Source organism: Actinosynnema sp. NPDC050436 (assembly GCF_040655415.1).
In the GTDB taxonomy this organism is placed as follows: Bacteria; Actinomycetota; Actinomycetes; order Mycobacteriales; family Pseudonocardiaceae; genus Actinosynnema.
Genome location: NZ_JBFAJV010000002.1, coordinates 216,844 through 232,682 on the forward strand (window position 1 = coordinate 216,844; position 15,839 = coordinate 232,682).

General features: G+C 73.0%; 10 protein-coding genes. 3 read left to right on the top strand and 7 right to left on the bottom strand.

The features are described 5' to 3' along the window. Positions 1 to 11 precede the first annotated feature (11 nt). From AB0I60_RS05240 to AB0I60_RS05270, 7 genes are all read right to left on the bottom strand, one after another. Positions 12 to 1,082 (bottom strand): replication-relaxation family protein, encoded by a 1,071-nt coding sequence (locus AB0I60_RS05240; RefSeq protein ID WP_360725957.1) that lies wholly within the window; start codon positions 1,080 to 1,082, stop codon positions 12 to 14. 92 nt (positions 1,083 to 1,174) lie between these two features. Beyond that, positions 1,175 to 3,712: a DUF87 domain-containing protein gene (locus AB0I60_RS05245; protein WP_360725958.1), complete on the bottom strand. Its 2,538-nt coding sequence runs from the start codon at positions 3,710 to 3,712 to the stop codon at positions 1,175 to 1,177. Positions 3,713 to 3,835: 123 nt separating this feature from the next. Then, on the bottom strand, positions 3,836 to 5,782 hold the full coding sequence (locus AB0I60_RS05250; RefSeq protein WP_360725959.1) for a DUF87 domain-containing protein: 1,947 nt from the start codon (positions 5,780 to 5,782) through the stop codon (positions 3,836 to 3,838). Continuing rightward, complete coding sequence (locus tag AB0I60_RS05255; protein WP_360725960.1) at positions 5,782 to 7,041, bottom strand: PrgI family protein; 1,260 nt, start codon at positions 7,039 to 7,041, stop codon at positions 5,782 to 5,784. The genes AB0I60_RS05250 and AB0I60_RS05255 overlap by 1 nt, the downstream gene beginning before the upstream one ends. Next, positions 7,038 to 9,248, bottom strand: coding sequence for a hypothetical protein (locus AB0I60_RS05260; protein WP_360725961.1), 2,211 nt, complete (start codon positions 9,246 to 9,248; stop codon positions 7,038 to 7,040). The genes AB0I60_RS05255 and AB0I60_RS05260 overlap by 4 nt, the downstream gene beginning before the upstream one ends. A 130-nt stretch (positions 9,249 to 9,378) precedes the next feature. Further along, positions 9,379 to 9,696 (bottom strand): hypothetical protein, encoded by a 318-nt coding sequence (locus AB0I60_RS05265; RefSeq protein WP_360725962.1) that lies wholly within the window; start codon positions 9,694 to 9,696, stop codon positions 9,379 to 9,381. A gap of 200 nt (positions 9,697 to 9,896) precedes the next feature. After that, positions 9,897 to 10,952 carry a hypothetical protein gene (locus tag AB0I60_RS05270; protein WP_360725963.1) on the bottom strand — a complete coding sequence of 352 codons (1,056 nt, stop codon included), beginning with the start codon at positions 10,950 to 10,952 and terminating at the stop codon, positions 9,897 to 9,899. Positions 10,953 to 11,490: 538 nt separating this feature from the next. Between AB0I60_RS05270 and AB0I60_RS05275 the strand changes: the two genes are divergently transcribed. From AB0I60_RS05275 to AB0I60_RS05285, 3 genes are read left to right on the top strand one after another with little or no spacing between them, the layout of a single operon-like run. Continuing rightward, entirely contained in the window at positions 11,491 to 12,615 is a 1,125-nt protein-coding gene (locus AB0I60_RS05275) for a hypothetical protein (RefSeq protein WP_360725964.1), read from the top strand. A 37-nt stretch (positions 12,616 to 12,652) separates the two neighbouring features. After that, on the top strand, positions 12,653 to 13,753 hold the full coding sequence (locus tag AB0I60_RS05280) for a DNA methyltransferase (RefSeq protein WP_360725965.1): 1,101 nt from the start codon (positions 12,653 to 12,655) through the stop codon (positions 13,751 to 13,753). After that, positions 13,750 to 14,934, top strand: coding sequence for a DNA cytosine methyltransferase (locus tag AB0I60_RS05285; RefSeq protein WP_360725966.1), 1,185 nt, complete (start codon positions 13,750 to 13,752; stop codon positions 14,932 to 14,934). Before AB0I60_RS05280 ends, AB0I60_RS05285 begins: the two co-directional genes overlap by 4 nt. The last annotated feature ends 905 nt before the right edge of the window (positions 14,935 to 15,839 follow it).

Here is a 15,839-nt window from a genome sequence, read left to right on the forward strand (position 1 = left end):
GCGAGCACCTCTCACCACCTCCCCGGCCGGCCTGCCCCGCGCGGCGCCCGTGAGCTGGTCGAGGTAGGCGGCATCGGCGAGGGCGGCGGCGACATCGGCTGCGGCGAGTCCGCACCCGCCGGGGCCTCCTCGTTGGGCGTGACCGGCGGCGGCACGTGCGGCCAGGTGTCGGGCAATCCCGATAGCGGTCGCCGGGACGCTCCGGCAGTAGCGTTGAGCGGAAGCCAGACCTCGTCGGCCGGGCTCGGGTGGGCGGCCTCGGGGTTGAGCAGCTCGGCCGCCGCGGTGGCGATCGGCACCGAGCGCCGGTCGTCGAGCTCGCGCCACGCCTTCGCAAGCAGCCGGCGGGCGGTGGCCTCGCGCCGCGAGGTCGGCAGCCACACCAACAACGGGGTGGTGATACCGGTGGCTTGCGCGAGGGCGGCGTAGCCAGCCAGTTTCCCGGCCAGCTTGCTCAGCGGCTCGGTGCCGAAGTCGTACTCGAGGAACCACTCGACCTGCCGTTCACCCGACCTCCAGCGGCCGTAGCCGTCGGGTTTGATCAGGTCACCGAAGTGGCGGGCGCAGCGGGTCTCCGACCACCACGCCGCCAGTTCAACCTGCTCGCCGGGGTGGGGGTGGTGAACGCGATCGACCAGGGCGGTGAACCACTCGTTGACGCCGACGGTGTGGGCCAGGCGCAGGCTGTGGGCGACGCCGACGACCCGGTCGTGCCGGTAGCCGAGTTCCTTGGCGTCGAGGCCGTCCTCGGCGGCGAGCACGGCCGCCCCGGCCGGCGCCAGGACGTAGTGCATCGGCGCGGTACCGAGGGTCACGAAGGGCTGGAACCGGTCGACGACGCCCCACAGGTAGAGCTCGCGCAGCCTCATCCGCCCGGATCGGAAGCTGGGGAAGGCGAGCGCGGTGATCTGGTGGGCGGTGAGGACCTTGTGTTCCCAGAGCATCCGGGCGATCCACTTGTCGCGCGGGGTCAGCCGCCACGCCAGCACCGCCTGGTGCTCGGCGGTGTTCGCGGCGCGCGAGGTTGGCCGGGCCGGCTTGTGGCCGCGCAAAGCACGCTGCCGGGTGGGATTGGTGATCATGGTGGGCACCTCCGGGTGGGCAGGGCGAAACCGCCTCGGTGCGAAGCGCGCCGAGGCGTGATGGGCGGGTGAACGAGCGGAAGAGCGGGCGGTCAGCCGTTGCGGCGGGGGTCGGCGCTACGCGGGCGCGCGACGGGCTCGTTCCGGTTGGCGGGTCGGATCGGACCTGACAAGCTGCGTGGCGGCCGGGTGCCGGCGGTTGCGGGCCCGCCGGTGGCGGCCTCGGTCGCGCGAGTCCGCGCCGTGCGGCGCGCCACGCCGCGGATCTCCTGTGCCCTGCCGGGGACGGCGGGCGGGAGGGGTTGGGTGAGCATGGTGAACGGTTGGGCTTCCTCGCCGTTGAGGACGAGGCGGACGGCGGCGTGGTAGACGCCGAGGTGGGCGAGGTCGTGGTCGGACAGCCGCGGTGCGGTGTGGCGGGACAGTTCGCGGGAGTCTTCGGGGCTGGCGTTGAAGAAGATCTTCGAGCGGGCGTTGGTGGACATGCCTTCGCGCAGTTCGCGGGGGAGCTGGCCGAGGTGCTGGTGTGCCAGGGTCATCGCGACTCGAAACCCGCGGGCCTCGGCGAGCATGTCCTCGATCGGGTAGGGCAGGTTGAGGAAGTTGTGGCACTCGTCGATGACCAGGCTCGCGTCCCGGCGTTGCCGTTGCGGGGTGCGGGCCCGGCCCGTGGTGGCCTGCCACGTGCGGGCGACCACCAGCGACCCGACCAGCCGCGTGGTCTCCTCGCCCAGCGAGCCCTTCGGGATGCGCACCAGACAGATGCCGCCGTCGAGGACCTGACTCATGTCCACTGTGGAGGCACCACCCGCGATCGCGTCCCGGACAAAGGGCCGCAAAAGGAATGCACGCAGTTTGTTCATCAGCGGGCTGATGACCTGTGAGCGGGAGGAGTCGGTGAGTTCCTCGTACCAGGACCAGAACCCGCGCAGCACCGGGTCGGTGATTCCGGCGGTGACCCGGCTGCGGAACGCCTCGTCGGCCAGCAGCTTGGGCAGGTCTGCCAGGGTGGCAACGCCTTCCTGGCTGCGCAGGGTGAGGCAGGCGGCGCGCATGACGTCGTCGGTGCGTGGGCCCCAGAACGCTGAGTAGACCCGACGGAACACGCTGACGAGGTTGTCCACCGTCAAGTCGGTCTCTCCGCCGTCCAAGGGGTTGAGGCACGGCGGCCGGGACTTGCTGTCGGCGTCGAAGATCACCACCCGGTCCGCGGCGGAGCGGGGCAGTCGTGTGAGAACGTCGCTGACGAGGTCGCCCTTAGGGTCGATGAGCACGATCCCTCGGCCTGCCTCGGCATCTGCCAGAATCATGTTGCCCAACAGGGTCGATTTGCCCGAGCCGGTCGCGCCCATGACGTGCAGGTGGTGGCGGGCGTCGGGCACGCGCAGGGCGACGGGGCGCTGATGGCCGGTGTCGGTGACCCCGAGCGGCTTGGCCTCCGGGCCCGGCGTCGCGATTCCAGGCGGCGGGGCGATGGCGCGGGCTCCGGCGCGTTGGATGCCGGGGATGGCCTCGTCGGTGGGCAAGTGCGCGATCGCCGCCAACTCCGGCACCGACAACAAGTCGCCGCGCCCGAGCCGTCGGGAGTCCACCACGGTGCCGGGGTCGCGAATGCGGTTACGTGTGTAGTGGTTGTGCTCGGTGTAGGAGGCGAACGACGCCGCCAAGGCGTGAGCCCGTCCGCGGGCCACTTCCCGCGCCCGGCGGACCTCCGCCTCATCGGTGTCGGCGGGCAGCAGGGTCGCCACGGTGTAGCGCACGACCGTCTCGAACTGGCTGCCTCGTTGCTTGCCGACGATCGCGCGGTTCTGCGCCGCGTATTCCAGCGAGGTCTGCGGGTCGCTGTGCAAGGCCCCGGTCTTCGTCCACGCGGAAGCCGAACGCCGCGAGCGGCTGCCAGTGCCGGGGGTGATCGCGTCGAGCAGGCGCCCGACCAGACGAGTCGAGCCGCCGGTGTGAACCCGCCGGGCGGCGCGCCGCGCCTTCTGAATGCGGCGGCCGGTAACCGGGCGAGCCAGCACCTGCACACAGGCGAACTCCTCACGCCCGAGACCGACCGGCGCGCCGATCAGGGCGCGGATCGGGTCGGCGTCGGCATCGCTGCGGATCGGTAGCGCCTCGGGGCGCGCCAGCCGCAACTCGCCGCCGACTACCAGCCGCCGCTGCCCCTCGTTCGGTGTCGGCAGGGCTGGCTCAGCCGGGCCGACGCGGGTGTGCGCGCCCGGCCAGGCCGCCTCTACGGCGCGTTCGACCAGGCCGGGCGGGATGAGGCCGGGTACCCACAGCCGGATAGCGACCCCGGCCTCGGAGAACACGTACTCGCACGCCACGTGCGGCTGGCCGGTGAACGCCCGCCGCCACCCAGGGCGCAGCAGCCCGACCAGGTTCGACCACAGTGCCGCCCCGCCCGCGGGATCCACTTGGGGTGGGGCGAGAACGGTGATCTGACGGGCGTCGGCGAGCAGCAGCTCGTGGCAGCGCCGGGCCCACCACCGCCGGCTGAGCACGATCCCGGTGACGAGCACCGCGAGGACCGGCGCCGCGAACGGGGCCCAGTCCAGGGCGAGGTCCCGCAGCCGGGCCAGCAACGCGAGTAGCGCGCCGCCGGGATCGCGCAGGTAGTCCTCCATCCACCCGGCGGCGACAGGGGCCGTCGAGTGTGGGCGCGCGGTAGTGAGGAGGGGTAGTTCCGGCGGCTGGTCGAGGGCAGGCGGTACCCACGTCAGTGTTCGGGGCAGCATGAACGAGTCCCTTCACGGGAGAGGTGCGTACGAGGCGTGGCGCGCGCCCGCTCGGGCGGCGTCGAGGTGGATCTGGTCGTCGTCGGAGTCGGAGCCGAACTCGTCTTCGTCGAAGCCCAGGTCGACGAACGCGGCCTCGTCGACCGGTTCGGCGGTGTCGGCGTAGGCGGCGAGTTCGGCCGGGTCGCTGGTCACCAGGTAGTGCTCCGTCGGCGAGGCGATGCTCTGAAACGCCACCCTCTGGGTACCGGCCGACAGCAAGCCCTGGCCACGGTCGGCCGACAGCAGGAACGCGCGCTCCCCGGCGGAGAGGTCGAAGATCCGGGTGATCTCGTCGATGGCCTGCGACGCCTGCCGCAGCAAAATCTGGGTGGCCGCGTTGGTCACGACGGCCTGGCCCAGGTCGCTGCCGAGGACGTCGGCGGTGTCCTGGGTCGCGACGGTCAAGCCGGCCCAGTGCTTGCGGGACGCCTTGGCCATGCGGAAGAGGAACTCGGCGCCGGACTTCTCCTTCATCAGCAACCATGCCTCGTCCACGACGACCAGGCGCGGGCGGCGGATGGCCGGGTCGGACACCCGCCGCCACACCGCGTCCAGAGTGAGCAGGGTGCCGATGCCCTTCAGCTCGTCGGGCAGGTCACGGAGGCTGAACACCACGAGGCTGCCTTCGGGGCGGACGCTGCTGGGCCCGTCGAACAGAGAAGAGAACCCGCCCTCGACGAACGGGTGCAACCTCGCCGCCAGCCCACCCGCCGCCCGGTCGCCGGCCTGCCCGGCGACCGCGAGCCGGTCGCGCAGGACCCGCAGTGTCGGGGACGGCCGGGTCCAGGTGCGGGCGTCGGCGGTGATCCCCACGCTCTGGTAGGTCGCGGCGATCGCCCGGTCCAACGCGGCCCGCTCGGCCGCCTCCGACTCGCCGCCGACGAGGACGGCGATGACGGTGTGCAGGAACAGGCTGCGTCGCACGAGCGCGTCCTTTGGCGCGGTGCGGCGGCCGTCGGCGCGGGTGTGGATCGGCAGGTCGAACGGGTTGAGGCGGACGCCTCGCGCGCCGAGGTGGACGTAGGTGCCGCCGACGGCGGCGGCCAGGCGGGCGTACTCGTCCTCGGGGTCGACGACGGCGATCTCGATGCCCCGGTACAGCGATCGCAGCAGCTCCAGTTTCACCAGGTAGGACTTGCCCGCGCCGGAGCGGCCGAGGATCACGCTGTTGTGGTTGTGCATCCCGTCGCCGAACCGGTCCCAGTGCACCAGCCCTTGGGAGCCGACGTTGTAGCCGTAGAGCACCCCGGACGCCGCCGAGACCGAGGTGGGGTCCGGGGCGGGCAGGTCGGGGCTGGTGAACGGGAACGCCGCCGCCAACGCCGAGGTGTCGAACGTCCGGCGCATCCCGATGGGGTCCAGGCCCATCGGCAGCGTGGACACCCAGCCCTGCAAGGACCGGTAGGTGGTGTGCTTGGCGTCGAGCAACAAACTCGCGCACAGCGACCGCAGTGCGGCCACCTCGTCGGCCAGCGCCTTCTCCGAGGCGGCGTGGATGGTCAGGTACAGGCCGACCCGGAACAGCTTCCCCTCACCGCGGGCCACCCTGGAACCGAGGTCGTAGGCGTCCTCGGTGGCGGCCTCGACCTGCGGGTCGTGAAGGCGGCCGTGGTTGGCGGTGTGCCGCCGCCCGGCCTCCAGCCGCGCGAGTTGCCTGCGCAGCCGCGAGGCGGCGGTGGCGGGGTCGATCGGCTCGATGTGCACCGAGACGTCCAGCCGGCCGGGATAGGTCAACAGCGGCGACAGCCAGCCGGGGTGCACCTCGCGCGGGAAGCCGATCACGGCGAAGCTGGCGACCCACTCGCCGCCGACCTCCAGGTGCCGCGCGGCCACCGACAGGGCGTCGGGGGCGAACGCGGCAGCCGCCGACGAGGCCGCCGGGTCGCCGCTGCGGGTCTTGCGTGTGCGGGAGGCCATCAGGACCGTCCCCTCTCGTCCTCGTGGTCGTCCGGATAGTCGTCGTCCTCGTAGTCCCAGTCGTCCCCGTACTCGTCGCCGTCCGCCGACTGCCCCGACGGCGCACGGCCGGGTGCCGTGCAGCTGTGCGTGAAGTAGGAGGCGTCGTCGAGGTCGTCCTGGGTGAGGTCCGCGCCGGAGGTGGTGATGACCTCGTCCGCGCCGGCCAGGCCCGCCGAAGGCGGCAGCAGGCTGTCGGGGTTGCACGCCGCGGTCAGCACCGCCGTGGCCTGTCCCGCGTCGAGCGGGGTGACCACGATCCCGGCCGGGGACAGCAGCTCGATCGCCTCGCCCAGACGACGCACCAGCCGCGACTCGGCCGCCCGGCGGGCACCGGCGTCGACCTGTCCGCCCGGCTGTTTGCGGCGCCTACCCGCCATCGATACGAGCACCGCCAGCGGGCCGGGCCCACCCAGACCGTCGGTCGGGCTCGCGAGGCCGAGCGGCTCGCGCAGCACGAGCAGCACCTGCCGCCGCAGCAGGTCGGACTGTTGCCCGAGCTGCACCAGGTAGTCGGCGTGCTCGACAGCGGCGGCCTCCAGCGCCGGGTGCGGCAGCCCACCCGCGCGCTCGCGCAGTTCGGCGACCTGCGCGGAGAGGTCGAGGCGTTCGGTGCGCACGAGCACCTGCACCGGCGCGGTCAGCGAGTGCAGGTAGCGGCCGAAGCCCGCGACCAGGGCCTCCTGCTCGGTCGGGGTCCGCAACGCGAAGTTCACCGTCGAGGCGACCGCGACCACCGCCAGGCCGTCGGCACCGAGGTCGACCACCCCGGTCTCGGTCACGGCCTCGGCCGGCAGCCGCAGCGCCGAGGGCGACACCTGCTCGGGCTCTCCGGCCCGGCCCTTGCCGCCCTTGCGGCGCCCGGCCGTCCGGCGGGCGGTGCGGTCGGTGTCCGGGGTGAGCCACGCGGGCGCGGGGCGCACGCCCTCGGGTGCGGCGACCTGGTAGCGGGGCGCGACCCGCTGGCGGATCGCGGCGACGAGCAGCTTGTCCATCGGCACGCCGTCGCGCTTGCCCAGGGCGAGCATCGCCGAGGCGGCGCCGACCGGGACCGCCACGGCCAGGAACACCGGGATCGGCACGAACGCGCGGGTGGCCGCCCAGACCAGGTAGAGCACCGCCCCGGCGGCGGCGAGGATCGCGAGTTGGCGTGCGGTCAGCGGTCCGAGCACGCGGTCGTGCATGTCGACATCGGCCGGGATACGGACGGGAGCGGTCATGACGATCTACCTCCTGGCTCCGGACCCGGCCGCGCCGGTGGCGACGGGGGCGGCGAGCCGAAGACCTGCGTGGGCGGTGGCTTGGCGGGTTTGGGCAGGTCCAGCGGCAACCGCAACTGCCGTCCGGCGCGCGGCGCGGGACGAGGCGGCGGCGTCGGTGCCGCCGGTGGCGGAACGGGTGCGGGCTCGGGGGTTCGGCGCACGCCGTCCAGGGGCAGCGGGTACTGGCCGCTACGGGTCGCCCGGTTGCCCTTGTACGGGTCGAAGGGGAGCTCCGGTTGGACCACCCGACGCCCGCTCGGGCGGGGACTCGGCGGCGGACTTGCCGGGCGCGGCACCCGGCGCATCCCGTCCAGGGGCAGCGGGTACTGGCCGGATCGGTTCGGGCGGTTGCCCCGGTAGGGGTCGAACGGCAACTCGAGCTGCTTGCCGCCGGCCGTGCGGGTGCGACGACCGCCGGTGTCCGCCCCGGCGGGTGTGGCCGGTGGTGGCGTCGTGCGCCGGACGTCCAGGGGCAGCCGGTACTGACCGTCGCGGCCGGGCACGGGCTTGTTCTCCGGCCAGTCCTCACCCAGTGGCAGCGCCAGTTGGCGTCCCCGGGGACCGAAGGACTTCGGGGCCGGACCGGGCTTCGTCTTCGGCGCGGGCCTGCCCGTCGGGCGGGTGCGGCGCACACCGGGCAGCGGCAGGACGTACTGCCCGTTCGCGGTCGTGCCTGCGGTGGCGTAGGGGTTGGACGGACCACTGCCACCGCCGGAAGTCCCGCCGCCGTCGCCGCCCCGGCCGCCGGACGGGCGAGGCTTCGAGCCCCTGCCGCCGCCGAGCAGACCGAAGGTCTTGTAGGCGACGAACGCCCGCACCAGCGATCCGATCAGACCACGACCGCCGCCCCCGCCGCGCACCGAGGACAGCACCCAGGACGGGATCTTGAACAGGATGTACATCAGCGCGAGCGCGACCAGGAGGTTGACCAACCCGGACGTGGTCGGGCCGAAGAGGGTGAACCCGCCGGGGGCGAGGAACACCTTCATCGCGGTGATCAACGTCAGGCTCTGGCCGACCTGGATCGCCAGGCAGCCGCCGTAGGCTTTCCACCACCAGTAGGCGATGCCCTCGGTCTGCGGCAGGGCGTGGAACATCAGCGCCAAAGGGGCCCCGGCGATGAGGATGATGGTCAGCGCGACCCGCACCACGTAGGTGATGAGCAGCGCGACGAGCATCCCGGCCAGGACGATGCCCAGGAGCATGATCCAGACGCCGCCGTTGAGACTGCCCAGCACGAGGTTGCGCAGCGTCTCGCCCGCGGAGTGCGCGTCGACCCCGCCGCCCATGATCGCAGCGACGAGCGCGTTGGCGATCCGGATGCCCGTGGTCGCCACCCACAGGCTCACGGCGCCGGCCAGGAACCCGACCACCAGGCGCGGCGCCAACTCCTTGATGGAGTGTCGGGTCTGGACGGTCTGGTAGCCCATCGCGATGACTCCGGCGATGAGCACCAACAGGCCGTAGGAGACGAGCAGGATCTGCCAGGAGTTGTCCCACAGCTCGCCCACGCGCGGCAGCGAGTCCGGCATCGGCGTGGTCAACAGCGTCCTGGACAACAGGTCCAGCAGCGGGTTGAGCGCCTCGGTGACGATGCCCCGGAAGAAGGCGTCGATGGCCTCGGTGATGCAGGCGCCGATGTCGGTGATCCCGCAGTCGTCCTCGGTGTGTTCGCCCTGTCCGGGCTGTCCCGTGCCGGGGCCGGTCGGCGGCGCGGCGGCCGTGCCGGGCTGCGGGATGCAGCCCTCGCCGGTGCACGGCGGCCTGGTCGCAGTGGTCGCCTGGTCGAGGCACTCGTACTGCAGCGACCCGGGAAGACAGGTGACCGAGGTCGGCGGCCCGGTCGGGACGGGCAACGGCAGCCCGGTCATCTGCGGTGTCGTCGTCGGCGTGGGCAGCGTGCAGATCGGCAGCGGCGGGGAGCCCGGACCACAGGGGTCCGGGTCGACCGTCGGGATCGGGATCGGCGGCTGGTTGGGCTGCGCCGCGGCAGCCGGGGCCACCGGTGTACTCGAGTCCGGAGCGAACGACGCCGAGGCGAGGGTGCCGCCCGACAGGACGACCAGGCCCACCGCCGACGCCACCAGCGCCCGGCTCGGCGTGGAGCGGAGGAGTCGCCCGATCCGGCGGGGCCGCCGGGAACTCGCGGCCGGAGGCGCGAGCATCTCCCGGCGGTCCGCCGGCTCCGAACCGCGTCGCGCGGTCGGCGTCGTGTCGTGCAGCGAGCCGACGGTGGGGCCGACCGATGTGCGGCGCGGGGCAGACCTGACCGGCCTGTTCGGCAGGCGCATCGCCTCAGGCCCCCACGATGCCCTTGAGCACGGTGACGACCAGGGGCGCGAGCGCGGCCAGGGCGTAGCCGATCCCCGCCGCCTTGAACGCCTCCCTGGACTTCTCCTGCTCGCCGGGATCCCCGCCGCCGAACACCCGGCGGACGCCACCGATGGTCAGGAACACCGTCGCCAGCCCGGCGAGGATGCCCATCAGCCAGTTCCGGACATTGGTCAGGACCTCGTCGACGCTGCCCGCGATCGCGAGCACCACGGTGTCGGCGTGCGCCGTCGCGCCAGAGGCCAGCAGCGCCACCACGACCATCTCGGCGACCGGCAGCACGCGTCGACGGAGGTTCCGGCGACGGCCGCTGCACCCCTCACAGGTCGGAGGTGTGATCCTGCCGCAGGTCGACCGCCGCGGGTCCGCGCACATCGGCGCGCGGGCCCGCGAGCATGTCTCGCAGCGACCGGGGACGGGCCCGCGGTGAGCCCGGTGGCCACCGGGCCGGCGGGAGTCGTGGAAACGAACAGGGATACGGGTCAGGCGCATCGCGACACTCCCGGAGTCGTGCCCGGCAGCCGCTCGGCCGAGTGCTGTGCGGACTCGGGATGCGACGTGGGCGAAGAGGTGGTGTGCGCGGGGGTGGCTCGTCTCCTCCCGCACCCCTGAACTCCGGAAAAACGGCCCTGCGGGGACACGCGATCGCCGACTTTCCTCCCCGCGCGCGTCGCCGACGCAGTGACACTGCGCGGTAGTGTGGCGGACTCGGCGCAGTGCTCGGCGGCGGCGATGGTCGCCGCGTCGGCCACCCGGGTCGCCACATCGCCCTCGTGCGGACCGGCGTGCGAGGTGTCGGCGGTGTCGTCGAGCAGGTAGGCGACCAGGCGGCGCTCGGCGCGTTGCCGCGTCTTCTTCGCCCGTTGGTAGGAGAGGTTGCGCTCGGCCGCCGCGTCGGCCAGCGGGACGCCTTCCAGCCGGGTGGAGCCGATGAGTTCGGCCTCGGCGGCGGTGATCGCGTGCTCGGCGACGGCGCGGTCGAGGACGAAGTCCGGGTGACCCCACGGCAGCGGCATCGTCGACCGGAACCCGTTGTGTCCTGAGGGCACCGGCGCGTCCAGCGCCTCGCGCACGCACGCGTGTCCGGCGCGGTAGGCGGCCCACCGCAGACGCAACATGACCCGCGGACGACGCAGGTCGATCCCGGCCAGCTCGGCGATGAAACCGGCGAGCACCGCGGCGTGGACGTCGCTCGGGTCACCGGCGAAGCGCACCGACAAGGTGGCGGCGATGGAGGTCAGCGCGGGCAACGCAACCCCGACCGCGCCCACGGTCCAGGCGCCGCCCTCGGTGCGGGAGAGCAGCACCAGATGCGCCCACACCGCGTCGCGCAGCGTCTGCGGACAGCGGCGACGCAGCAGCCGGTCACGCAGCTCGTTGAACGGCACCCGCCGTGCCGGGAGACCGGGGAACAGCCGGCCGTCCACCGACAGCGGATGCGGGCCGGTGACCAGCCATTCGAACGCCGACCGCGCCGCGTCCAACCCATTGGAGTCGCGCTCGAAACCCGAGCGCGGGACAGGCTCTTGTGAACTCATGGAAGCCTCCCGGAGGCAAGTCGGAATCAACGACCTGTCCAGGACGCCACGGCGGGTAGTACCGACCGATAACCAGCCTGGTACCGAACTGCTACCGCAGACTTACCGGCGATCACCAACCCCGCGCAGCAGGTGCCACAAGATGCAAATCCAGCGTCCACGTGGATCATCAGGTAGAGAAATTCAAGATCGAAGTTCCAGCTTCGGCACGTCGATCCACCTGCTATCACATGCTTGCGGTACCAGTCCGGTACCAGTCTGGTCATGGCCGTGAGCGCGCCGTCGCCCACTGGTGTCCGGCGATGTCACTCACACTTTCCGGGGGATCGGAAAGAATGTTCGGCCACTTGTCGCGTGGGGTCGCAGCCTCTCTCTGCGCGGGTACGCGCGCGAACCTTTCCGGCCTGTTCGTGTGGCCGTGAATCGGGGTTGAAAAAGTTGCCGAGGGCGTGTCCCCAAAGGGGTCGTTTTCCGGAGTTCAGGGGTGTCATCAGCGCCTCGCACCCACAGGCGCATCCAGCCTGGCGAAGGGACACTCGTGACCCAGCCCGACAGCTCCGACCGCCGCTCGCCCCGACGGCGCGTCGACTCGACCCACCCGGCTCCGGCCCGCCCCGGCGGGCACCGGGGCGGCGACCGCCGACCGTGGCCGACCGCTCCGACCACCACGCATGTCAGCCCGGGCAAGCCCGCGAAGTCCACGGCCGGCACCGGCCGCTCGCGGTCACACGGGTCGGCATCGACCCCGACTCCGGCGACCGTCTGGACCGCCGGCACCGCACCGATCGACCTCGACGCCACGTGGCCCGCAGCCCTCGTCGAGCGGATCGTCACCTCGTTCAGCAAGCCCGCCGAACGAGTCGTGCTGCTGGACCGGCCGACCCCCGAGCGCACCCGTCCGGCGCTCGGCGTCGTCGGTGCCGACGGCGTCATCGACCACCCGCCCGGTACCGAGCCGGACGCCGAACTGGCCGACACCATCGCCGTCGTCGAGCGTCTCGACCGCGCCGCGCACGTCGAACGCATCCCGGTCGACCCGACCCCGACCGGCCCGGCGTCCCGACCGTTCTGGGCCGACCTCGTCCGCGGCGTGGACCCGGCGCCCACCACCGTCCCCACCGCGCCGGAGGCCACCGTCGCGGTGCCCGTCCCGGGCGAGGTGGCCAACCTCGGCGACGCTGCCGACCTGATTGTGGCGAGCCTGCCGCCGCACGTGTCCGGCAATCAGAGCGCGGACCTCGTCGCGCTCTACGCGGCACGGCGTCTCCGGGTCGGCGGCATCCTCGTCGTGCTCACGCGCTCTGACTGGAGGTCGGGCGAGTTGACCGACCCGACGGGCGCGGTGGTGACCGCCGGGCAGAACGCCGACCTGCTCTACCTCCAGCACATCGTCGCCCTGCACACGCCCGTCCGCGACGGCCGGTTCCACGTCGCCGACACGCAGTCCGACGATCACCCCGACGACAACTCCGGTGACCGCGACGTCGACGACGCCGACGCGCTAACCCGCCACCGCGCCGTCGTGCGCGGACTGCCCTCGCCGCATCGGCGCATCCACTCCGACGTCCTCGTCTTCGCCCAGCCACACGACCACCGGCCGACGCCCACGGCCTTGCCCAGTGCGCCCACGGACGCGGTCTCGCAACCCGAAGACCTCCGATGACGCCCACCCCGAACCGCACCGCCAGGAAGGCATGCCCGTGACGCACGACGCCACTCGCCGACACGCCGCCGAGCCCTCCGCGCCGACCGGCGCAGCGGTCGGCGACGAGTCGACCCAGCGCATCCCGCGCGCACTCATCGCCGCGCTCGACACCCCGCCCACCGCTGTGGACAACTCTGTGGACAACCGTGAGCAGAAGAGCGACGCGGAGACGCCCGCGGTGTCGGTGTGGACGACCGCGCAGTCCTCACCTGCCGCCCAGCGCAAGAACAGGTACACGGCCGGGTCGACCGCGCATCCGGCCAAGATGCTGCCCGAGGTCGTCCGCCACGCCGTCACCCACTACACCAGGCCCGGCGAGTTGGTGCTCGACCCGATGTGCGGCATCGGCACCACCCTCGTCGAAGCCGTCCGCCTCGGCCGCCGCGTCGTCGGTGTGGAGTACGAACCCCACTGGGTCGAGGTCGCGAACGCCAACCTCGACCTGGCGCGGGAGCAGGGTGTCGGCGGTGACGACGGCATCGACGCGCGGGTGTTCCACGGCGACGCCCGACAGCTCGTGACGCTGCTGCCGGACGAGTACGTCGGGCAGGCGGCGCTGGTGGTGACCTCCCCGCCCTACGGGCCCTCGACCCACGGGCAGGTGTCGGTCGTGCCGGGCGCGGGCGTGCAGAAGTACCACCACCTCTACGGCAACCAGTTGGACCGCGGCAACCTCGCCAATGTCGGCCATCACCGTCTGCTGGCCGGGTTCACCCGCATCCTCGCCGCCCTGCGCACGTTCCTGCGGCCGGGCGGGCACGTCGTGGTCACGATCCGGCCGTGGCGCGAGCACGCCGAGCTGATCGACCTGCCGTCGCAGATCCTCGCGTGCGGGCGCGCGGCCGGGTTGATCCCCGTCGAGCGCGACGTCGCGCTGCTGGCCCGCGCCGCCGGGACCGATCTCGTGGCGCGCGGCAGCTTCTTCCAGCGCGACTTCATCCGCAAGCAGCGCGAGCGGGGGCTGCCGCTGCACCTGATCGCGCACGAGGACGTCCTGGTCCTGCGCGCCCCGCTGCAACCGGCCCGCGCCGTGCTCGCCGCCACCGCCCGCAAGCCGACCCCCGGCCACGGCCGCGAGCGGGGGCGGGCGGCATGACCGCACCCGTCATCCCGGTCGGCTCGTTGTGCACGGGCTTCGGCGGACTCGACCTCGGCGTGCTGGCGGCCCTGGGCGGCGGGCGCATCGCCTGGTGCTGCGACGACGACCCGCACATCGCCACCCTGCTGCGCACCCGACTACCCGGCACACCCAACCTCGGCGACCTGCGGCAGGTCGACTGGGACGTCGTCGAGCCCGTCGACGTGCTCGTCGCCGGGTTCCCCTGCCAGGACATCTCCGCCGCGGGCCGCCGCGCCGGCATCGAGAAAGGACGCCGCAGTGGCCTCTGGCACGACATCGTGGGAGCCCTTCGCCGTCTACGACCCCGCCTCGTCGTCGTGGAGAACGTCGGCGCCCTGCGCTGGCGCGGCGGCGGACTCGACCGCGTACTCGGCGACCTGGCCGCCACGGGGTACGACGCGCTGTGGCGTTGCGTCCGCGCCTGCGACGTCGGAGCGCCCCACCGCCGCGAAAGGGTGTTCGTCCTGGCCTGGGAACGACACCGCGCCGCAGCTGCTGCCCACACCCCGCGCGAGCGACACCGGCACACCCGGACGCGCGGCCGGGCCGGGCTTTCGCCCGCCGCTGTCCCAACGGCTGCTGCCTTCGGCCCGGCTGCTGCCGACTCCGCGGGCCAGCGACTCGACCAGTGGCTCGCCCAACTACCGCGACAGCAGGGGCAACCACTCGCTTCCCTCGGCCGCCCACAGCCTGCTGCCCACACCCCGCACCGGCACGAAACGCACCAGCGCCCTCTACGCGAGCCGGCCGGCGGCACGGGGCGGGCCGGCCGGGGCGAGCCTGGAGCAGGCGCTCGAGTTGGCCGCCGGGGTGCTGCCGCACGAGTTCCGGACTTGGGGCGAGGTGCCCGAGGCGTGGATTTCGGCGGCTACGAACCCGCCGTCCGGCGCTGGGAGGCGATCCTCGGCCGCCCGGCGCCGGACCCGACGACCACCGGGCACCGCAACGCCACCGTCCTGAGCCCGCGGTTCGTCGAATGGATGATGGGCCTGCCGTCCGGGTGGGTCACCGACCTGCCGCTGCCCCGCACCGCGCAACTGCGTGCCCTGGGCAACGGCGTGATCCCCGCACAGGCCGCACACGCCGTCGGACTCCTGCTAGAGGACCTGCGCTCACACCTGCACGCCGAGCCCGGACGGGAGGCCACGGCGGCATGACCACGACACCCACCGCCACAACGAGCCCCGGGCCCGCGCGGCGATCGCCGTCCCCCGCCGCCGGGTCCACGCGCCAGGACACCTCCGACGTGGACATTTCGAAAGGACACCGCAGTGGCCTCCGGCACGACAGAGTGGCAGCCCTTCGCCTGCTACGACCAGCGCTCGTCGTCGTGGAGGACCGAGACCCATTCCGTCGATGCGGGCAAGAGCCCGGCCGTGTACTCGACGACCTGGCCGGCGCGGGGTATGACCCGCTCCGGCGTGGCGTCCGCACCGCCGAGGCCCGGCACTGCGCACGGGTGTCGCCGCCTTCCCCGCGACGCCGACCGGACCCCGGATCTGCTGCCGACCCCGACGGCGGTCAACCCCAACGACAGCGAGAACCCCGGGAACTGGTTGCGGCGACGCGAGCGGCACCGCGCCCGGGGGATCAACGGAAACGGGATGGGGATGCCGCTGTCGGTCGCCGTGCGACTGCTGCCCACCCCCACGGCGACCGACGCGAAGAACTGCACGCACCTTCACCACGGCGGCGGGCCGTCACTGCCCGACCAGGTACGGAGACTGCCTGCCCTCCGGGCTCCCGACATCACCACACCGGACCGCTGAACAGGACAAAGCTCCCGGCCACCGCCACCGCGGCAACCGCCCCGGTCGTCCACGCCACGGGCACTGCCGCCGACACCGCAGGCCACGGACGGCGACAAGCGCCGCCCGGCACAGCGGCTGGCGAAGGACGAACCGATGCCGCCCCCGACGGTCGTCCGACGGCCCGTCCCGACCACGGACCGGCCGGCAGAAGCCGTCCCGTGGCCACGCCGGACCCGACCGGGGACCACCGGACTTCTCCACACCGACCACCGGCCGAGCGCCGGCAAGGAGGTGCTTGAGGCATGACCGCA